Below are 20,130 nucleotides of genomic sequence, written 5' to 3' on the forward strand. Positions count from 1 at the left end.
GTGGCCCGGTTGTGGAAGGGCCGGGTGCGGGTGGGCCGGCTCCAGTCCGGCCCACCCGGCGACGTCAACGGTTGTCGGTGCTGTTCTCCGGCTTCGCGCCGTAGCGCGGCGGCGCGGACCACGGCGACTCGCTGCTGGTCCGCCGGGGCAGCGGCTCGGTGGGGGTGTCCAGATCGGGGTAGCCCAGGGTGAGCGGGGCGGTGTCCGGCTCGCTGCGGGCCGGTGGGGGCGGCGGCCAGTCGCTCGTGGCGAAACTGGGCGGCGGCGGGGTGTCGTCGTCGGCCGGGGCCGGTTCCGCGCCGGTCGCCGGCTGCGGCCAGCGCCGCCACCGCTGGGCGCTGAACACGGCCATCAGCAGCAGCAGGCCGATCAGGAACAGGGTGCCGTCCTGCACCGGCTGGCGCAGCGGCAGCGGGTCACCGAGCACCTTCCAGTCGCCCGGGATGCGGTCGAGCACGGTGAACGGTGCGATGAACATCCCGACGTACGGGGTGACCAGCAGCAGCCCGGCGACGAGCGGGCCGACCGGCGAGGTGCGCAGCGTGCCGACCAGGCCGAGCAGGATGCCGGCGACGCCGAGGTAGACGGCCGGCTCGATCAGGTTGGCCGTGCTGTACGTGCCGATCTCCACCCAGCGGTCCACGGTGCGGCCCGACCCGTCCTGCCCGAGAGTGATCAACACCCACGTGACGGGCGCCACCACCAACCCGGCGAGGAAGCTCCAGAGATGTCGCATTGGCGCACCGTACCGTTTCTGCCATGACCGAGCACCCCACCACCCCTGCCGGCAAGCCGACGTCGTACTCCCGGGTCACGCTGAGTCGCATCATGACCGCTGTCGATGTCAATCTGTACGGGACCGTGCACGGTGGGGTGTTGATGAAGTTCGTCGACGACGTGGCCGGAGCGGCGGCGGCCCGGCACAGCGGCGGCACGGCGGTGACCGCCTCGATCGACGAGATCGTCTTCTCCGAACCCGTCCGGGTGGGCGATCTGGTGCACGCCCACGCCCAGGTCAACTGGACCGGCAACACCTCGATGGAGGTGGGCGTGAAGGTGGTCGCCGAGCGGTGGGACTCGGCCGAGGAGGAACCGGTCCGGGTGGCCACCGCGTACCTGGTCTTCGTCGGGGTGGACGTGGGCGGCGCACCCCGGGCGGTCCGGCCGGTGCTCACGGAGACCGCCGAGGACGAACGCCGCTACAAGGAGGCCGAGATCCGCCGCGCCCACCGCCTCGCCAAACGCCGCGCCATCCAGGCCCACCGCGCCTCCTGACCCCCACTTCCCGGCCCTACCCTCCGCCCTCCCCGCCCCTGCCCCGCCCGCTTTCGTCCCGGTGATCAAGGGGTTCGCGTCAGTGTGCGGCGCGAGACTGACGCAAACCTCTTGATCACCGGGGAGTGGGTCGGTGATCAAGAGGTTTGCGTCAACTTCAGGCTGAAAGCTGACTCGAATCTCTTGATCACCGAGCCCGGCCGAGCCTGAGCCCGGCTGTGGCCTCGGGCCCGGCTCAGCCCTAGCCCCAGGCTGCGCCCTGGCCTCCAGCCCCAGCCCAGCCCCAGCCCAGCCCCGGCCTGGCCTGGCCTGGCCTGGCCTGGCCTACGCCCAGTCCAGCCCGGCCCAGCCCGGCCTCCAGCCCGAGGCCGGCCCCTGTGGTGGAGGGTCGTGTGTGCAGGTGGGGACGGATTGTGTGCGCGGGGCACGTTTCCGTGTCGGGCCCCGGTGTGGATGATGGCGCTGCGAGGTAGGCAAGATGGCGGCATGGCCGGGCACAGTGCCGTGTGGGGCCTCAGGGAGGGTGGAGCGGTGGGTGACGTGCTGTGGACGCCGCCGGCGGACGTACGCGAGCGGTCCCGGATCGGGGGCTACCTGCGGTGGCTGCGGGAGCACCGGGGGTTGGACTTCGCCGACTACGACGCGCTGTGGCAGTGGTCGGTCACCGACCTGGACGCCTTCTGGCGTTCGATCTGGGATCACTTCGCGGTCGTCGCGCACACTCCGCCGACGGCGACCCTGGGCGATGCGGCGATGCCCGGTGCCCGGTGGTTCCCCGGCGCGACGCTCAACTACGCCGAGAACGTGCTGCGGATGCCCGGCCGGGCCGACGACGACCCGGTGGTGGTCGCGCACTCCCAGACCCGCGCGCCGGTCACCCTGACCGTAGCCGAGCTGCGTGAGCAGGTCCGCCGGGTGGCGGCCGGGCTGCGCCGGCTCGGCGTCACCGCCGGGGACCGGGTGGCCGCGTACGCACCGAACATCCCCGAGACGTACGTGCTGTTGCTGGCGACCAGCAGCCTCGGGGCGATCTTCTCGTCCTGCGCCCCGGAGTTCGGCACCCGTAGTGTCGTCGACCGCTGGCAGCAGATCGCCCCGAAGGTCCTGGTGGCCGTGGACGGCTACCGGTACGGCGACAAGCCGGTCGACAGGCGGGCCGAGGTGGCCGCCATCCGGGCCGCCCTGCCGTCGCTGACCCACACCGTCCACGTCCCCTACCTGCACCCGAGCGGCACCGCCGACGTACCGCAGGCTGCGCTGAGCTGGGCCGAGCTGGCGGCGGCGACCGACGAGCCGTTGACCTTCACCCCGGTACCGTTCGACCATCCGCTCTACGTGCTCTACTCCTCGGGCACCACCGGGCTGCCGAAGCCGATCGTGCACGGGCACGGCGGCATCCTGCTCGAACACCTCAAGATGCTGGCCCTGCACCACGATCTCGGCCCGGCCGACCGGTTCTTCTGGTTCACCACCACCGGCTGGATGATGTGGAACTTCCTGGTCTCCGGGCCGGCCGTCGGGGCGACGATCGTGTTGTTCGACGGTAACCCCGGCCACCCCGACCTGGGTGCGCTGTGGCGGCTGGCCGAGGAGACCGGCACCACCTACTTCGGGACGTCCGCGCCGTTCCTGCTGGCCTGCCGCAAGTCCGGCCTGGTGCCCAAGCAGATCGCCGACCTGTCCGCGCTGCGCGGGGTCGGCTCCACCGGCGCGCCGCTGCCCGCCGAGGGCTTCACCTGGGTGTACGACACGGTCGGCACCGACCTCCAGCTCCAGTCCCTGTCCGGTGGGACGGACGTCTGCACCGGTTTCGTCGGCGGGGTGCCGCTGCTGCCGGTGCACGCCGGGGAGATCACCTGCCGGGCGCTCGGGGCGAAGGTGGAGGCCCGCTCGGCCGACGGCACCCCGGTCCTCGGCGAACTGGGCGAGTTGGTGATCACCGCGCCGATGCCGAGCATGCCGGTGGGGTTCTGGAACGACACGGACGGCAGCCGCTACACCGAGGCGTACTTCGACGTCTATCCCGGGGTGTGGCGGCACGGCGACTGGATCACCATCAACGAGCGGGGCGGCTGCGTGATCACCGGCCGTTCCGACGCCACCCTCAACCGGGGAGGCGTACGGCTCGGCACGGCCGAGTTCTACTCGGTGGTGGAGGGCCTCGACGAGGTGGTCGACTCGGTCGTGGTGCACCTGGAGGACGACGAGGGCGGCGCGGGGGAGCTGCTGCTGTTCGTGGTGCTCGCCGAGGGCCTGGAACTCGACGACGCGCTGCGGAAGAAGATCGCCCGCGAGCTGCGCACCGCGCTGTCGCCCCGGCACATCCCCGACGAGATCCACCAGGTCAGGGCGGTGCCGCGCACCCTGTCGTCCAAGAAGCTGGAGGTGCCGGTCAAGAAGATCCTCACCGGCACCCCGGTGGAGTCGGCCGCCGCGAAGGGCGCCCTGGCCAACCCGGAGTCCCTGACCGCCTTCGCCGCCTTCGCCCAGACCCGCCCCACCCCCTAACCCGCCCCGCCCCGCCGCGCCGCGCCGCGCCGCGCCGCGCCGATCATGGAGTTGTGGTGCCCTGCAAAAGGGGCGAAAGGCTAGTTTTCTCCCACCATTACTCCATGATCGACGCAGTGTTCGGAGGGGCGGAGGGGAGGGGCGGAGGGGAGGAGGGGAGGGGGTGGGGGTCAGGTCAGGGTGTGGGTGGTGCGTTCGGTGTCGGCGCGGGAGGGGAAGCGGGACCGGTCGGCGTTGCCGGTGAGCACGATCGTCGCCCGGCGGAGCAGGGGGGCGAGCAGCCAGTCGCGCGGGTCGGGGTGGACCGCCGCGTCGACGAGCAGCCGGTCGCCGGGGGAGATGCCGAGGGCCGTCGCGCGGGCGTCCGCCTCGGCCAGCAGGTCCGCGTCGGCCGGACCACCCTGGGTGGACGGCGTGAAGTGGTCACCCTGGGTGCGTACCTCGACCACGTAGTCGGCGTACCCGGCGGGGACCTCGCGCAGCGGGGCGGCGAACGGGGCGAGCGCCAGGGCGTAGCGGTCGCCGGCCGGCCAGGCGTCCCCCTCGGCAACCCGGTCGGCGGCGGCGAAGAGCACGTCCACGGCACCCGGCTCGTCACGCACCGTCAAGCCGGCGGACCAGCAGCCGAGCAGCACCGCGGCGGTCTGCCAGTGCGGCGGCAGCAGCACCCCGGCCGGGTCGCCGGGGCTGCGGGCCAACTCGTCGACGAGCAGGTTGGCGGTCTTGGCCACCCAGTTCGCCAGGGTCGCGCCGGAGAGTTCGGTGCGTTCGCCGGTGGCGTCGTCGTACCAGGTCAGCAGGGGGCGGGCGGGGTCGGCCGCGATCGCGGCGGCGAACACCCGGGCAATGTTGTCGGCCATCGGCGCGAACGATACGCCCCTGCCGTCCGTATCCGATGGCGATGACAAGTCGGCGTACGGTCGGGTCGGAGTCAGCGTCCGTGCCGCGCTCCGGCGTAGGCTTGCCCGGAGTGTTGTTCCCCACAGACCCGCCACTGCAAGGAGTCGCCCCGTGACCGCCGGTCGCCCGCCCCGCGTGCTCATCGACGCCACGAGTGTCCCCGCCGACCGAGGCGGCGTCGGTAGATACGTCGATGGCCTGCTCGGCGCCCTGGGCACAGTGTGCGGTCAGACGGTCGACCTGGTCGTGGTGAGCCTCCGCACCGACCTGGAGCGCTACACCCGGATGCTGCCCAAGGCCGAGGTGATCCCCGCCCCGGCCGCCGTCGCCCACCGCCCGGCCCGGCTGGCCTGGGAGCAGACCGGCCTGCCGCTGCTCGCCCAGCAGGTCGGTGCCGAGGTGCTGCACTCGCCGTTCTACACCTGCCCGCTGCGGGCCGGCTGCCCGGTCACGGTGACCGTGCACGACGCGACGTTCTTCACCGAGCCGGAGCACTACGACAAGTCCCGCCGGACGTTCTTCCGCAGCGCGATCAAGACGTCGCTGCGCCGGGCCAGCCGGGTGATCGTGCCGAGCAAGGCCACCCGCGACGAGCTGATCCGGCTGCTCGACGCCGACCCGACCCGGATCGACGTGGCCTACCACGGGGTCGACCAGCAGGCCTTCCACGCCCCGGGTGAGGAGGAGAAGGCGCGGGTACGGGCCCGGCTCGGGCTCGGCGGCAGCAGCTACGTCGCCTTCCTCGGGGCGAAGGAGCCGCGCAAGAACGTACCCAACCTGATCCGGGGTTGGGCGCGGGCGGTGGCCGACCGGGAGGACCCGCCGGCCCTGGTGGTCGCCGGCGGTCAGGGGCACGACGACGACATCGACCGCGCGGTGGCCGAGGTCCCGTCGCACCTGCGGCTGTTGCGCCCCGGCTACCTGCGCTACGCCGACCTGCCCGGCTTCCTCGGCGGCGCGCTGGTCGCCGCCTACCCGTCGTACGGTGAGGGATTCGGCCTGCCGATCCTGGAGGCGATGGCCTGCGCCGCGCCGGTGCTCACCACCCCCCGGCTCTCGCTGCCCGAGGTGGGCGGCGACGCGGTCGCCTACACCAGCGAGGACCCGGACCAGATCGCCACCGACCTGGCCGCCCTGCTCGACGACGAGCAGCGCCGGTCGTCGCTGGCCAAGGCCGGTTTCGACCGGGCCAAGGAGTTCACCTGGGCGTCCAGCGCCGAGGTGCACATCGCCGCCTGGAGCCGGGCCCGTTCCTGAGTGGTCGCTGACGGTACGGCCGAGCCGCCATCCGACCTGAGGTGGTTCGGGCATGATGTGCTGATGCTCTACGCCGTCATCCCGGCGGGTGGCAGCGGCACGAGGTTGTGGCCGCTGTCCCGCGCGGGGCACCCCAAGTTCCTCCACCCGCTCACCGGCACCGATGCGTCGCTGCTCCAGGCGACCGTCGACCGGCTGACGCCGCTGACCACACCGGAGCGTGTCCTGGTGGTCACCGGCGTCGCCCACGCGGCGGCGGTGGCCCGGCAACTGCGCGGGGTGCCCGAGGAGAACATCCTGGTGGAGCCGTCCCCCCGGGACTCCTGCGCGGCGATCGCGCTGGCGGCGGCGGTGATCGCGCGGCGTGACGGGTCGGCGGTGATGGGTTCGTTCGCCGCCGACCACCTGATCCGGGACCCGGCCGCCTGGGTGCAAACTGTCCGGGCGGCGGTGCAGGGGGCCGAGCAGGGTCTGCTGATGACGGTGGGGATCACCCCGACCCGGGCCGAGACCGGCTACGGCTACCTGGAGACCGGGGAGCCGACCGGTGACGGCCCGCTGCGCCCGGTGACCGAGTTCAAGGAGAAGCCGGCCGCGCCGGTCGCCGAGGCGTACCTGCGTTCGGGTCGGCACCTCTGGAACGCCAGCATGTTCGTCTGGCGGGTGGACGTCTTCCTCGCCGAGCTGGCCCGCCAGCAGCCGGACCTGCACGCCGGGGTGACCGCGATCGCGGCGGCCTGGGGCGGCCCCGAGCAGGACGACGTCCTCGGCACGGTCTGGCCGACGCTGCCGAAGATCTCCGTCGACTACGCGGTGATGGAGGGCGCGGCCACCGCCGGCCGGGTCGCCACCGTGCCTGGCGACTTCGGCTGGAACGACGTCGGCGACTTCCACACCCTCGGCGAGGTGCTGCCGGCCGACCAGGACGGCAACGTGGTGCTGGGGGCCGACGCCAAGCCGGGGGTGCTGTTGCACGACGCCCACGACCTGGTGGTGGTGCCGCAGTCGGGTCGGCTGGTGGCCGCCGTCGGGGTCCGTGACCTGATCGTGGTGGACACCCCCGATGCGGTGCTGGTGTGCCCGCGCGACCGGGCGCAGGACGTCAAGGCGCTGGTCGACGAGCTGAAGGCCCGGGGCGAGGACGGCCTGGTCTGAGCCACCGCGTGGCCTGACCCCGCCCGGCGTCGGCACCCGCCGACCGCCGGGCGGGTCGGTACCCGGGCGGGGCCGGAGCACGGTGCGCGCGGCCCCTGAACGCTGCCGCAGGGCCGGTGGACGCAGTCAGCGGAGCCGGGTGGCGCGGTCAGCGGGGCCGGCGGGCGTGCACGGCCAGGGCCGGCGCGACGAGTTTGGCGGTCCCCCCGGCGAGCGGCTCCGGCAGCCGGTCGGTCGGGAACCAGCCGAGTGCCTCCGACTCGTCGCTGACCTGCTCGATTGCGCCCGGCGGGGCGAAGACCGCGAACCGGACGTCGTGGTGCAGCGAGCCGCCCTGGCAGCGCACCGGGTGGATGTCCACGTCGATCGGTACGGGGTCGATGACCAGCCCGGGAATGCCGGACTCCTCGGTGGCCTCGCGTAGCGCCGCCCCGGCCAGCGTCGCGTCACCAGGTTCGCAGTGCCCGCCCAACTGCACCCAGCGGTGCAGCTTCCCGTGCAGGCAGAGCAGCACCCGTTCCCCGGCGGCGTCGAGGATCAGCGCGCTCGCGGTGAGGTGACCCGGCAGGTGGTGGCGGGTCAGCGCGACCGGGCCGTCGGCGAGCAGGTCGATGGTGCGGTCCCGGGCCCCGGCGGCGGCCGGCCCGGTCGGCGTCCAGCCGGTCAGTAAGGCCACCGCGTCCGCGTGCAGCGTCGCGTTCCCGCCGGCACCGTCGGGCCCGGCGGGCTGGGGTGGGGTGGTCGCGGCGGCCGGGGGAGGGGCGGGGAAGGCGTCGGGCATTCCGACACTCTACGAGCGCGCGCTCCGTACCCTGGCGCGGTGAACCTGAGACTTCTGGAGTTCGTGGTCGCCGGCAACGAGGCCAGTGACCTGTTGCCGGTCCGCTCCCGGTCCCTGCTGCGGGCGCACGACGCCGTACGTGGTTTCTGGACGGTGCTCGACGAGGGGCCCGTGGAACACTGCCTGGCCCTGCTGCTGGAACGTACCGACGGCGAGTGGGTCGCCCACCACGTGCCGGCCGACGCCGGGGTCGAGAACGGCCGCACCGAGGACGGCGAGGCGCTCGCCGCACACGACGGCTGGGTGTACGTCTTCGGGTCGCACTTCGGGTCCAAGGCCGGCCCGCTGCGCCCCCGCCGGGCGTTCGTGGCCCGCTTCCGGGAGGACGACGCGGCCACCGGGACGTTGCCGGTGCAGGTGGTCCGCAACCGGTTCCGGGTGCACCGGGCGGTCAACGACGCGCTGGTGAAGGCGGCGTTCACCCCGTTGCCGCCGGGTGAGCGGGTGCGCCAGCGGTTCATCGGCGAGACGGTGTCCCGGGGCACCGCGCGGGCCAAGTCCTGGGTACGCCGGCTCGCCGACGACGACCTGCCGCTGAACGTGGAGGCGGCGGCGTTCACCCCGGAGGGGACGGTGCTGCTGGGGCTGCGCTTCCCGGTGACCGTGGACGGGGAACCGGTCCTGGTCGAGCTGGCCGGGGTGCCGGAGATGTTCACCCCGGGCGGCGGCTGGCCGCGTGCCGGCCGGGCGTACGTGCTGATCGGGGTGACCCCGCCCGGTGCGCTGGTCGGCTTCCGCGCGGTCACCCCGACCGCCGACGGCGGGTACGCGGCGGTGGTCGGCTCGATCGACGCGCTGGGCAAGGGATCGGTGCTGCTGGACGACCACCCCACGGGCGGCGAGGTCACCTCGCGGCACGTCAGGTTCCGCTGGGATCCCGCCGACGACGGTCGGATCGCCGGCGAGGTGGTGGCGGAACTGGCACCGTTCCGGCACGTGGAGGGGGTGGCCGAGGTGGACGGACGCAGCTTCTACGTCACCGACGAGGACCACCGGGTGGCGCTCTGGATCGGTTGACCCCACCCGCGACAGGGGCGGTGGGGCCCGGGTGACACCTCTGCGGAACCAGGGCCGCAGACCCTCGTAGTGCCTCCCGGGCGCCACCTTCGGTGGACCCCGACCCGCCCGACCGGCAGCGGGAAGAACCCCGCGTGTCGTACCGGGCAGTAGGAGCATGCCAACCGGCGGGACGGGCGTCGAGGTCTTTCAGCCCACGCTTAAAAGTGGAGATAAGTGCCGCCCGGTACAGTTCAGTGGGTCGGCGGGCCTCCCCCTGCCCCGCCCCAGGAGCGCTCCATGCTGACGATCCACTTCTCCCGGGAGGACATCCTCCGGACCCGGGTCGCCCCCGCCGCCGACCCGGTGTGGGAGCTGGTCCTCAGCCTGCACCTGCTCCAGGGGCGGACCCGCGACCCACTGATGGCGCGCTGGCGTCAGGGGGTCGCCGCCGGGCTGCGCCGGGACACCGCCGCCGACCAGTTCCGGCTGCTGTTCGCGCTGAACCCGCCCCGGGGCTACTTCCCCGACTTCCTCACCCCCTACCAGAGCCTCGACGGTTTCGAGGCGGGCCTGGACGCCGTCCGGTCCACTCCGACCGAGCTGCTGCGCCGGGACCTGACCCTGCTGGCCGGGGCGAACCCGCTGCCGTCGTCGGCCGCCGCGCTGGCCCGGGGCGAGCCGGAGGTGCTGCGCCACCTGACCGAGTCGATGACGCAGTACCGCTCGGTGGCGATCGACCCGTACTGGGGGCGGATCAGGGCCGCCGTGGAGGCCGACCGCGCGGTACGGGCCCGGGCGCTGCTCGACGGCGGCGCGGAGGGGCTGCTGGCGAGCCTGCGACCGGGCATGCGTTGGGACTCCGGCGTGCTCCAGGTCGTGGACTATCCGAACCGGCGGGAGTTGCACCTGGACGGTCGGGGGCTGCTGCTGGTGCCGTCGTTCTTCTGCGCGCGTACCCCGGTCGCGCTGCTCGACCCGGCGCTCCCGCCGGTGCTGGTCTACCCGGCCGACCGGCTCGGCGGGTTGGACCCGTCACCGGGAGAGGGCGGCCGGGAGGCGCTCGCGGCGCTGCTCGGCCGCACCCGGGCGGCGGTGCTCGAAGTCAGCGACGACGGCGCGACCACCGGGGAGGTGGCCCGCCGGCTGCACATCTCGGCCGCCGCGGCCAGCCAGCACACCGCCGTGCTGCGCAACGCCGGTCTGCTGGTCAGCCGCCGCGACCGCAACACGGTCCTGCACACCCTGACCCCCCTCGGCCGGGCCATGCTCGACGCCTGAGCCCGGCCGGCCGCCGGCCCGCCGCCCCGCCGGCCCGCCGGGCGGCGGGCCGGCGGGCGGCGCAATGGGGCGGAGGTTGCGGTATCCCGTGGAGCGGACACCGCAACTTCGGCGATCGCGTGTCGATCACCGTCGGGCCACGACCGCGGGCCGCATCACGGCGGGCCGCATCACGGCCGGCCGGATCACGGCCGGCCGGATCACGGCGGGCCCGAGCCTGGCCGGCCCGGCCGTCGAGACGGCCGGCGCGACGGGCGGGGCCGGTCAGAGTGCCAGGCAGGCGCTGGCGATGCTGCCCGTCGGCGGCGGCAGCAGGGTGGACGGGACACCCTCGGCGGCCAGCGCGATCCGCAGCCGGTACAGGTCGGCACCGAAGCGCACCAGGTCGGGCTGGTCGACCGGGGTGGGTGCCGCGCCGAGCACCAGTCCGGTGGCCCCGGCCGGCCAGCCGTCGACGGTCGCGGCGAGGCCGGTGCGTACCTCGTCGTCGGTGACGTGGGTGAAGGTGGTGCCGGGCGCGACCACCGTCGCCACGGCGGTGATGGCCCGGTCGACGGCGGCGGGGTCGGCGGGCGTCGCGCCCGGTCCGTCGGCGAGGGTCGCGGCGGCCCGCAGGCCGGCCGCCGTCGCCTCGGCGGTGCCGAGGGAGAACAGGTCCAGGTCGCTCTCCCGGACCAGGGCCGCCGCGCCGACGCCGTCCTCGGCCGGGCGGGTCGCCGCCGGCCCGGCAGCCTCGGCGGGCGGGGACGGTGCGGGCAGGTAGCCACGGACCACCGCCACCGGCACCTGGTCGCACTTGCCCTTGATCAGTTCGCCCGCGCCGGCCAGTTCGTCGACCACTGCCATCTGGGTCAGTTGCAGCTCGTTGCCGTACGGGTCGACCTCGCCCCGGTGGTCGCGGATCGCGGGCATCCCGGCCACCCCGAGCGCCACGTCGGTCAGCCCGTTGCGCCAGGGCCGGCCCATCGTGTCACTGATGATCACCGCGACGTCGATCCGGTAGCGGTCCCGCAGGGCGGCGCGCAGCGCCCGCGCGGACGCGTCCGGGTCGACCGGAAGCAGCACCAGCCGGGTCTTGTCGACGTTCGAGGCGTCGATCCCGGCGGAGGCCATCACGAAGCCGTGGTGGGTCTGCACGATCCGGGTCGCCCCCCGGGTCGCCACCACCCGGGCGGTCTCGGCGGCGAGCACCTCGTCCCGGGCGGCGAGCCGTTCCGGCCCGTCGGCCGGCACGTCCACCAGCCGGCCCTCCGCCTTCGACACGATCTTGCTGGTGACCACCAGCACGTCGCCGTCGCGCAGCCACGGCGCGGCCGTGCCGATCAGCACCGCCAGGTCGTCGCCCTCGGTCACGTCGCCGATGCCGGGCACCGGCAGGATCTCCAGTCTCACACCAGCTCCATCGCGGCCCGGACCATCGCCGTGGTCGCCGCCTCGTCGGTCATCCGCAGCGGGACCGCGCGGACGGTCACCCCGGGCACCGCCACCCCGTCGTCCTCCGGCGCGACCAGCCAGCCATCGAGCAGGCCACCCTCGCTGCGCCCACCGTAGAGCCGGCCCACCCCGGCCGCGCTGCACTCGACGTCGAGGACCTCCAGGCAGCGGTCGGCCATCCCGCGCACCGGTGCGCCGCCGATGATCGGGGACACCCCGACGACGGGGGCGGGGCCGGTGGCGACCGCGTCACGCAGGCCGGGCACCGCCAACACCGGGGCGATGCTCACCACCGGGTTGCTCGGCGCGACCAGCACCACGTCGGCGGCGGCCAGCGCCTCGGCCACCCCGGGGGCCGGCTTGGCCGTGTCCGCGCCGACGAAGACGAACCGGTCGGTGGGCACGCCCGCCCGGTACCGGACCCACCACTCCTGGAAGTGGATGGCCCGCCGCTCGCCGTCCAGGTCGACCACCGCGTGCGTCTCCAGCCGGTCGTCGGTGGCCGGCAGCAGCCGTACGCCGGGCTGCCAGCGGGCGGCCAGCGCCTCGGTGACCTGCGACAGCGGATAGCCGGCGTTGATCATGGTGGTGCGCACCAGGTGGGTGGCGACGTCCTTGTCACCGAGGTTGAACCAACTCGGCTCGGCCCCGTACGCCGCCAGTTCCTGCCTGATCGTCCAGCTCTCGCCGACCCGCCCCCACCCGCGTTCCGGGTCGGCGCCCCCGCCGAGGGTGTAGAGGACGCTGTCCAGGTCGGGGCAGACCTTGAGGCCGTGCAGGTAGAGGTCGTCGCCGACGTTGACCACGGCGGTCACCTCGGCACCCACCTCGCGGGCGTACGCCCGGACGCCGAGCAGGAATCGGGCACCCCCGATTCCGCCGGTCAGAACCACGATGCGCATGCCGTCCATCCTCCCGTACGGGACGTGTCCCGCCGCCGGGCGGCCCGGGAGACTAGGCTCACGTCGGCCTCTGTCCGTTTCGCCCCGAGGGAGAGTTCGTGACCAGCCCCGCCGAGCCCGCGTCGCACGACGCGTCGCAGGCCCGCCAGATCACCGCACCCCTGCGCGAACTCGCCGCGCTCGTCCTGCTCGGCGCGAACGCCGTGCTGCTCTTCGTCGGGTTCGTCCGGCTGCTCGTGCCGACATCGGACTACAGCACCTTCTCGGGGCGGGCGGGAAGCGAGTTCTTCGCCTTCGTCGGCGTCGAGTCGACGGTGCTGCCGCTGCTGGCCGTGCTGCTGGTCACCCACCTCGCGCCGGTGTCCGGCCGGGCCCGGCAGTTCACCCAGATCGCCGTCGGCGAGTACGCCTTCGCCGCCCTGTTCGGCGTGTTGACCTTCCTGATCTGGCTGGTCGGCCGGCTGGCCGAGGCGGAGGTGCTGGACGCCCTGCTCGGCATGCTGACCCGGGCCGCCTGGTTCGCGCTCTTCGGGGTGGCCGCCTTCGTGGTCTACCGGATCTGGCGCACCCTCTACCACGTGCCGAAGCCGAAGCCGCAGCCCGGCGTCTACGGTCAGCCGCAGCCCGGCTGGCCGCAGCAGGGCGGCTACCCGGGCGCCGGCTACCCGGGGCAGCCCGGCACCGGGCAGTACGGCCAGCCCGGCTTCGCTCCGCCGCCGCAGTCGGCTCCGCCGTTCGGCGCTCCCCAGTCGGCTCCGCCGTTCGGTGCCCCACAGTCGGCTCCGCCGGCCGGTGCCGCTCCGCAGTCGGCCCCGCCGTTCGGCGCTCCGCAGTCGGCTCCGCCGTTCGGTGCGCCGCAGTCGGCTCCGCCGTTCGGTGCGCCGCAGTCCGCCCCGCCGTTCGGCGCCCCGCCGGCCGGGCCGCCGTTCGGGCAGCCCCCGTCGGCCGACCCGACCCAGGCGATCCCCCGGCAGCCCGGTGAGCCGACCACCGGCACGAGCGACACCGACGGTGACCGTACCCAGACCTTCCGCCGCGACGACCCGAACACCCCGCACTGAGCCACCCGCCCGGGTCGGCGCGCTGCGGCGCGCGTGCCGACCCGGCCGGTGCGGCGCCGGGGAGATGTCACACCCGGCCCGCGTGCCTGCCGGATCGCCGCCGCAAGCGCCTAGGCTGGGCGGATGGTTGACCGCACCGATTCCGGCCCGACCCCGGCGGCGGTACGCCGGGCGCTGCGCCGGGCCGCCACCGGGCGGGCGCTCGACGTCGACGAGGCCACCGCGCTGCTGACCGCCCGGGGCCCCGCACTGGACGAACTGCTCCGGATCGCCGGGGAGGTCCGGGACGCCGGGCTGCGCGACGCCGGCCGGCCCGGCGTGGTGACGTACTCGAAGAAGGTCTTCATTCCGTTGACCCGGCTGTGCCGGGACCGGTGCCACTACTGCACCTTCGCCACGGTGCCGCACCGGCTGCCGGCGGCCTTCCTGGAGACCGACGAGGTGCTGGCGATCGCCCGGCAGGGTGCGGCGCTGGGCTGCAAGGAGGCCCTGTTCACCCTCGGTGACCGGCCGGAGGAACGCTGGCCGGCGGCCCGCGCCTGGCTGGACGAGCGGGGCTACGACTCCACAGTGGACTACCTGCGGGCCTGCGCGGTGGCGGTGCTGGAGGAGACCGGCCTGCTGCCGCACCTCAACCCGGGGGTGCTCTCCTGGTCGGAGCTGCAACGGCTCAAGCCGGTCGCGCCGAGCATGGGGATGATGCTGGAGACCACCGCCACCCGGCTCTGGTCGGAGCCGGGCGGCCCGCACTTCGGCTCGCCCGACAAGGAGCCGGCGGTCCGGCTACGGGTGCTCGACGATGCGGGCCGGGTGGGGGTGCCGTTCACCACCGGCATCCTGATCGGCATCGGCGAGACCCCCGCCGAGCGGGTCGACGCGCTGTTCGCGATCCGCCGCGCGCACCGGGAGTACGGCCACCTCCAGGAGGTGATCGTGCAGAACTTCCGGGCCAAGCCGGACACGGCGATGGGCGGCCTGCCCGACGCGGAGCTGCACGACTTGGCGGCCACCGTGGCGGTGGCCCGGCTGCTGCTCGGCCCGAGGGCCCGGCTCCAGGCCCCGCCCAACCTGATCGAGGACGAGTACGACCTGCTGCTGCGGGCCGGCATCGACGACTGGGGCGGGGTCTCCCCGCTCACCCCGGACCACGTCAACCCGGAACGGCCGTGGCCGCAGCTCGACGAGCTGGCCCGGCAGACCGAGAAGTCCGGCTTCACCCTGCGCGAGCGGCTGACCATCTACCCCGAGTACGTTCGGGCCGGCGACCCGTGGCTGGACCCCCGGCTGTCGCCGCACGTCGCCGCGCTGGCCGATCCGGCGACCGGGCTGGCCGTCGAGGCGGCGCGGCCGGTGGGCCGCCCGTGGCAGGAGCCGGAGGAGGTCTTCGGTGGCGGCCGGGTGGACCTGCACGCCACCATCGACTCCACCGGTCGGACCGACGACCGGCGGGGCGACTTCGACAGCGTCTACGGCGACTGGTCGCAGGTCGCCGGCAAGGTGAGCCCGGCCGCGTCGGCCGGGCCGGCGGCGGGTGCCGACGGTGACCTGCGGGCGGGGCTGCGGCTGGCGGCCGACGATCCGGCGGCGCTGTTGGCGCCCCGGCACGCCGCCGCGGCGCTGGCGCTGTTCGGCGCGGACGGCCCGGCCCTGGACGACCTGTGCCGGCTCGCCGACGACGTGCGCCGGGACACCGTCGGCGACGACGTCACCTACGTGGTCAACCGCAACATCAACTTCAGCAACGTCTGCTACGTGGGTTGCCGGTTCTGCGCGTTCGCCCAGCGGGAGCGGGACGCCGACGCGTTCCGGCTGTCGGTGGAGCAGGTGGCCGACCGGGCCGAGGAGGCGTGGGCGGCCGGTGCCGGCGAGGTCTGCCTCCAGGGTGGCATCGACCCGAAGCTGCCGGTGACCGGGTACGCCGACATCGTCCGGGCGATCAAGGCCCGGGTGCCCGGCATGCACGTGCACGCGTTCTCCCCGATGGAGATCGCCACCGCCGCCGCCAAGGCCGGCGTGCCGGTGCGGGACTGGCTGTCGATGCTGCGCGAGGCCGGCCTGGACACCATCCCGGGCACCGCCGCCGAGATCCTCGACGACGACGTGCGCTGGGTGCTCACCAAGGGCAAACTGCCGGCCGCCGCCTGGGTCGAGGTGGTCTCCACCGCGCACGAGCTGGGCATCCGCTCCAGCTCCACGATGATGTACGGCCACGTCGACCACCCCGGCCAGTGGCTGGCGCACTTCCGGGTGCTGGCCGGCGTGCAGGACCGCACCGGCGGGTTCACCGAGTTCGTGGCGCTGCCGTTCGTGCACACCAACGCCCCGATCTACCTGGCCGGCATCGCCCGGCCCGGCCCCACCTGGCGGGAGAACCGGGTCGTGCACGCGATGTCCCGGCTGCTGCTGCACGGGCGGATCGACAACATCCAGTGCTCCTGGGTGAAGCTCGGCGACGAGGGCACCGTGGCGATGTTGCAGGGTGGCTGCAACGACCTGGGCGGCACCCTGATGGAGGAGACCATCTCCCGGATGGCGGGTTCGGGCAACGGTTCGGCGCGTACCGAGGAGCAGTTGCGGGCGATCGCCGCCGCCGCCGGACGGCCGGCGCGCAGACGGACGACCGCTTACGGTCATCCGTCGCGATGACATCGAACCTTTCGCGCGTGCGGGCCGTACCAGTGTTCGTCGGCGGCGGTTGAGGCGAGGGCCGCCGCCGGCAACCTCGCGCTCCACACCGCGCGCGCTCACGCGCCGCCGGAGGAAAGGTTCCCCATGACGAGCGAAGTGCGGAAGCGTTCCTGGCCGCGACTGACCCGCCGGCAGACACTGACCGCCGCGGCGAGCGCCACGCTGGGTGCGGCGGCCCTGACGGTCACCGGTGTGTCGGTGGCGCAGAACTCCCCGGCGGCGGCCGGCGCGGACGGCCCGATCGTGGTCCACCTGCGGGACGCCAGGTCGGGGACGATGGACGTCTTCGTCGGTTCGTCCCGGATCGAGGTACGCGACCGGGGGCTGGCCGACCGGCTGCGCCGTGCCGCCGGGCGCGGCTGACCTGTCCGTCGTCCGGACGGGCCGCCCCGACCGCTGTCAGCGGGCGGCCTGACCCGTCCGCTTCCGCCGCGCGGCGTCGACCGGCCGCGTTCCTTCCCCTTCACCGCCAGGCGCAGGTGCCGCGCCCGGTCCGTCATGCCCTGATTCCTCATGATCCCGCAAAGGTTGGTCCGCCATGTCGTCCCACCGCGAAGCACCGGAAATAAGCAAGGACCCGGTCGCCGACAGTTCCGACCTGTACGCCTTCGTCAGCCCCGACCGGCCCGACTCGGTGACGTTGATCGCCAACTACGTGCCGTTGCAGCTCCCCTCGGGCGGCCCGAACTTCTTCGAGTTCGGCGACGACGTGCGGTACGAGATCCATATCGACAACGACGGTGACGGCCATCCCGACGTGACCTACCGGTTCGAATTCCGTACCGAGATCACGAACCAGAACAGTTTTCTCTACAACACCGGCCCGATCGACTCGCTGGACAGCAAGAACTGGAACCGGCGGCAGTTCTACAAGCTGACCCGGGTCACCGACGGCAAGGAGCACGTGCTCGCGCACAAGCTGCCCTGCCCGCCGTGCAACGTCGGGCCGCTCTCCATCCCCAGGTACAACGACCTGGTCCGGCAGGCGACGTTCAAGCTGTCGACGGGGGAGAAGGTGTTCGCCGGGCAGCGCGCGGACGGCTTCTTCGTCGACCTGGGCGCGATCTTCGACCTGGGCACGTTGCGCCCGTTCCAGCAGTTGCACGTGGCCGGCAAGAAGCTGTTCAAGGCCGAGGGCGAGCCGGTCAACGCGGTGGACCGGATGAACGTGCACAGCATCGCGGTGCAGGTGCCGCTGAGCAAGGTGCGCCGCCGGGCCAACCGGTACGGCGTGGGTGACCGGGCCTCGACGATCGGGGTGTGGACGACCGCCTCCCGGCAGCAGGTGCGGGTGCTCGGCGACAAGGTCGCGGCGGACGCGGCGGTCGGCCCGTGGACCCAGGTGTCCCGGCTGGGCAACCCGCTGTTCAACGAGGTCATCGTGCCGATGTCCAAGAAGGACCTGTGGAACACGCTGCCCCCGACCGAGGACAAGCGGTTCGCCCGGTTCGTCGAGCAGCCGGAGTTGGCGGCGCTGCTGCCGGTGCTCTACCCGGGGGTGTTCCCCAACCTGGACGCGCTGAACAAGTCCAAGAAGCCCCGGGCCGACCTGCTCGCCATCCTGCTGACCGGCATCCCGTCCGGGCTGATCGACGGCTTCACCAACCTCACCGGTGACGTGCAGGCCGACATGCTGCGGTTGAACACCGCGATCAAACCGAGCAGCAAGCCGAACCAGTTCGGTCTGCTCGGTGGGGACCTGGCCGGGTTCCCCAACGGCCGCCGGGTCGTCGACGACGTGGTGAGCATCGCACTGCGGGCGGTGGCCGGGGTGACCGTGCCGCTGGTGGACAAGAAGTTCAAGCCGGACGCGGCGGCCGGCGCGGTGACCCCCGGGTTGAGTGCCGCCGACGTGACCGCGCCGTTCCTGCGGGACTTCCCCTTCCTCGGTACGCCGTACGACGGGTTCAACAACCCGCCCGCGGCGGACTCCTGAGCGGACGGAGTGCGGCGTGAACGGACACCACCACCATCACCACCAGTACGGGCCGACGGAGAGCGGCACGGTGATGCTCGACGTCGGCGGGGAGATGGGTGCCCTGATCATCTACACCGGACGTGACCTGCACGGTCGGGAGATCGAGATCAGCCGGGTCGACCGGGACGGCGCGGTGCGGACGCACTCCGCCGTCCGGGAGCGGATCGTCCGGGACGGGGTGTTCCACAGTGCCGTCTACCCGGATCTGACGGCGGGTCTCTATACCGTCTGGTGGGACGAGGAGACGCCCGCCGGAACGATCTCCGTCAACGGTGGGGCGATCGCCGAATTCGTCTGGCCGAGCAGCCCACCCCGGTCGACCTGAGCGTCGCCACAGGCGTCCCGACCCGAGCGCCCCGTCCACATTGTGGACGGGGCGCTGTCGGCATTTCCGGCTGGACGGGCGGTCCGGGGCCAACCGCGTTAACCTGTCCCCCACCATGCTCATGATCTTGGCGAGACGGTCGGACGGAGTGTCCGACGGCGTTCCCGGGTGTCGTCCGGGGCGGCGACGCCACGGCAGAAATCTGGGGCAACTCGCCGGAGAGGGCGTTACTCGCCCGGGGTCTGAATCGATAGGGCAGGTTGCGAGGGCCGGGTGGTCCGGTGACCGTCCGGTGGCGTGTCGGGAGGGCGACTCCATTATCAAGTTCGGCTTGACGGCGCACGCATTACACGCGTGTAATTTCGATGGGGTTGTTCGCGCGGAACGCAACAAATAGGGACCGGACGGACAAGCACGCCTTTCGCGTGGGGGGTTGCAGCGGCGGTGACGTCGGTGCGCGACAAGGAGGCATCTGATGGACGGCCAGCTTGAGGTGGCCGACCTGCTCGGAAACGCGCCGGAGTGGCAGGAGCGGGCACTGTGCTCGCAGACCGACCCGGAAGCGTTCTTCCCCGAGAAGGGCGGCTCGACCCGCGAGGCGAAGCGGATCTGTTCGCGGTGCGAGGTCAAGACGGAATGCCTGGAATACGCGCTCGGGCACGACGAGCGGTTCGGGATCTGGGGTGGACTCTCCGAGCGGGAGCGGCGCAAGCTCAAGCGGCGGGCCGCCTGAGTCGACGGGTCGAGCCGGGGCGGTGGGGGCCGCCCGGCTCACGCCCGACGGGGTCGCGGGGGTGACCGACGTCGGGCCGGTGGCCGGCCAACGGGGAGGCCGGCCGCATCCGGGGCGACCGGCCCCGTGTCCACGGGGGAGCCAGCGGCCGGCGGGGTGGGGTCGGGGCGGTCCCGGGAGCCTGCCCGGCCCGGCCAACGACGCGTTGGCGACGGTGCGCGACAGCGGCTCGGTCAGGCCAGTTCATCCGGATCGACCCCGAGCAGGTTCGCCACCTGCTCGATGATCACGTCATGGACCAGGTCGGCCAGGTCCTCGCGGTCCATCGCGCGGAACTCCAGCGGCCGGCGGTAGAGCACGATCCGGGGCGGCACCTCCTGCCGACCGGGCCGGCCGGGCAGCAGCCGGGCCAGCGGCACCTCGCCGTCCTCCAGCACGTCGGAGTCGTAGACGTTGAGGTCCGGGGGGACGTCCTCGACGGCGAACTCGACGCCGGCCAGCTCCGTGGCGAACCGGCGCTCCAGCGTCTCCACCGTGTCGAGCACCAGGTCGTCGAAGATCTCGGCCTTGGTCCGGGCCAACGGCACGGTCGCCGGCACCAGCCGCCCGCGCAGGCCACGTCCGTGGCGGTCGCGGTGGTTGCGCCGGCCGGAGCCGGGGCGGCGGTGTTCCGGGCTCGTCATGAGCCACAGGGTAGCCCTCGGCCCGCCCCGGCCGGTGGCGGCGCGCGTCGACGGGCGCGGCGGGAGCACCAGGTGCGAATTGTGATCACGGTGACGGGCGTGTCGCAAAGCGA

Annotated in this window: 18 protein-coding genes; 12 read left to right on the plus strand and 6 right to left on the minus strand. The window is 73.5% G+C overall.

What is annotated here, in order from left to right; all coding sequences use genetic code 11:
• Window positions 1-64 precede the first annotated feature (64 nt).
• Window positions 65-736, minus strand: coding sequence for a hypothetical protein (locus tag ACN268_RS26645; RefSeq protein WP_421485627.1), 672 nt, complete (start codon window positions 734-736; stop codon window positions 65-67).
• A 23-nt stretch (window positions 737-759) separates the two neighbouring features.
• Between ACN268_RS26645 and ACN268_RS26650 the strand changes: the two genes are divergently transcribed.
• The gene (locus ACN268_RS26650; protein WP_204928266.1) at window positions 760-1,275 is read left to right on the plus strand and encodes an acyl-CoA thioesterase; all 516 of its coding nucleotides are present in this window, start codon (window positions 760-762) and stop codon (window positions 1,273-1,275) included.
• 531 nt (window positions 1,276-1,806) lie between these two features.
• On the plus strand, window positions 1,807-3,783 hold the full coding sequence (locus ACN268_RS26655; RefSeq protein ID WP_421485628.1) for an acetoacetate--CoA ligase: 1,977 nt from the start codon (window positions 1,807-1,809) through the stop codon (window positions 3,781-3,783).
• 170 nt (window positions 3,784-3,953) lie between these two features.
• On the opposite strand, the gene ACN268_RS26660 is transcribed toward ACN268_RS26655, so the two are convergent.
• Window positions 3,954-4,643 (minus strand): TIGR03089 family protein, encoded by a 690-nt coding sequence (locus ACN268_RS26660; RefSeq protein ID WP_421485630.1) that lies wholly within the window; start codon window positions 4,641-4,643, stop codon window positions 3,954-3,956.
• Between the two features lie 151 nt (window positions 4,644-4,794).
• Here ACN268_RS26660 and ACN268_RS26665 point away from each other — a divergent pair, with 151 nt between their 5' ends.
• Window positions 4,795-5,940, plus strand: a complete 1,146-nt coding sequence (locus ACN268_RS26665) for a glycosyltransferase family 4 protein (RefSeq protein ID WP_421485632.1) — start codon at window positions 4,795-4,797, stop codon at window positions 5,938-5,940.
• Window positions 5,941-6,003: 63 nt separating this feature from the next.
• Entirely contained in the window at window positions 6,004-7,095 is a 1,092-nt protein-coding gene (locus ACN268_RS26670; RefSeq protein WP_421485634.1) for a mannose-1-phosphate guanylyltransferase, read from the plus strand.
• A 148-nt stretch (window positions 7,096-7,243) separates the two neighbouring features.
• Here ACN268_RS26670 and ACN268_RS26675 read toward each other — a convergent pair whose 3' ends face one another.
• Entirely contained in the window at window positions 7,244-7,876 is a 633-nt protein-coding gene (locus ACN268_RS26675) for an NUDIX hydrolase (RefSeq protein ID WP_421485636.1), read from the minus strand.
• A 39-nt stretch (window positions 7,877-7,915) separates the two neighbouring features.
• Between ACN268_RS26675 and ACN268_RS26680 the strand changes: the two genes are divergently transcribed.
• Complete coding sequence (locus tag ACN268_RS26680; RefSeq protein WP_421485637.1) at window positions 7,916-8,953, plus strand: hypothetical protein; 1,038 nt, start codon at window positions 7,916-7,918, stop codon at window positions 8,951-8,953.
• A gap of 279 nt (window positions 8,954-9,232) precedes the next feature.
• The gene (locus ACN268_RS26685) at window positions 9,233-10,213 is read left to right on the plus strand and encodes a transcriptional regulator (protein ID WP_421485638.1); all 981 of its coding nucleotides are present in this window, start codon (window positions 9,233-9,235) and stop codon (window positions 10,211-10,213) included.
• A gap of 264 nt (window positions 10,214-10,477) precedes the next feature.
• Here the strand turns inward: ACN268_RS26685 and ACN268_RS26690 are convergent, their stop codons facing one another.
• Window positions 10,478-11,605: a coenzyme F420-0:L-glutamate ligase gene (locus ACN268_RS26690; RefSeq protein ID WP_421485639.1), complete on the minus strand. Its 1,128-nt coding sequence runs from the start codon at window positions 11,603-11,605 to the stop codon at window positions 10,478-10,480.
• The gene (cofD, locus tag ACN268_RS26695) at window positions 11,602-12,549 is read right to left on the minus strand and encodes a 2-phospho-L-lactate transferase (protein ID WP_421485640.1); all 948 of its coding nucleotides are present in this window, start codon (window positions 12,547-12,549) and stop codon (window positions 11,602-11,604) included. The genes ACN268_RS26690 and cofD overlap by 4 nt, the downstream gene beginning before the upstream one ends.
• Window positions 12,550-12,647: 98 nt before the next feature.
• Here cofD and ACN268_RS26700 point away from each other — a divergent pair, with 98 nt between their 5' ends.
• From ACN268_RS26700 to ACN268_RS26725, 6 genes are all read left to right on the plus strand, one after another.
• Window positions 12,648-13,610, plus strand: a complete 963-nt coding sequence (locus ACN268_RS26700; protein ID WP_421485642.1) for a hypothetical protein — start codon at window positions 12,648-12,650, stop codon at window positions 13,608-13,610.
• 123 nt (window positions 13,611-13,733) lie between these two features.
• A complete protein-coding gene (locus ACN268_RS26705; RefSeq protein ID WP_421485643.1) occupies window positions 13,734-16,256 on the plus strand; it encodes a bifunctional FO biosynthesis protein CofGH in 2,523 nt (840 codons plus the stop codon).
• Between the two features lie 126 nt (window positions 16,257-16,382).
• On the plus strand, window positions 16,383-16,661 hold the full coding sequence (locus ACN268_RS26710; RefSeq protein WP_088642933.1) for a hypothetical protein: 279 nt from the start codon (window positions 16,383-16,385) through the stop codon (window positions 16,659-16,661).
• A gap of 175 nt (window positions 16,662-16,836) precedes the next feature.
• Entirely contained in the window at window positions 16,837-18,234 is a 1,398-nt protein-coding gene (locus ACN268_RS26715) for a DUF4331 domain-containing protein (protein ID WP_421485644.1), read from the plus strand.
• Window positions 18,235-18,307: 73 nt separating this feature from the next.
• Entirely contained in the window at window positions 18,308-18,601 is a 294-nt protein-coding gene (locus ACN268_RS26720) for a phospholipase (RefSeq protein ID WP_421487005.1), read from the plus strand.
• Window positions 18,602-19,076: 475 nt separating this feature from the next.
• Window positions 19,077-19,334 carry a WhiB family transcriptional regulator gene (locus tag ACN268_RS26725; RefSeq protein WP_007455784.1) on the plus strand — a complete coding sequence of 86 codons (258 nt, stop codon included), beginning with the start codon at window positions 19,077-19,079 and terminating at the stop codon, window positions 19,332-19,334.
• Window positions 19,335-19,567: 233 nt separating this feature from the next.
• On the opposite strand, the gene ACN268_RS26730 is transcribed toward ACN268_RS26725, so the two are convergent.
• Window positions 19,568-20,017: a metallopeptidase family protein gene (locus ACN268_RS26730; RefSeq protein WP_088642935.1), complete on the minus strand. Its 450-nt coding sequence runs from the start codon at window positions 20,015-20,017 to the stop codon at window positions 19,568-19,570.
• Between the last annotated feature and the right edge of the window lie 113 nt (window positions 20,018-20,130).

Origin of the sequence: Micromonospora sp. WMMD735 (assembly GCF_049178995.1) — a bacterium.
Classification (GTDB): domain Bacteria; phylum Actinomycetota; class Actinomycetes; order Mycobacteriales; family Micromonosporaceae; genus Micromonospora; species Micromonospora wenchangensis.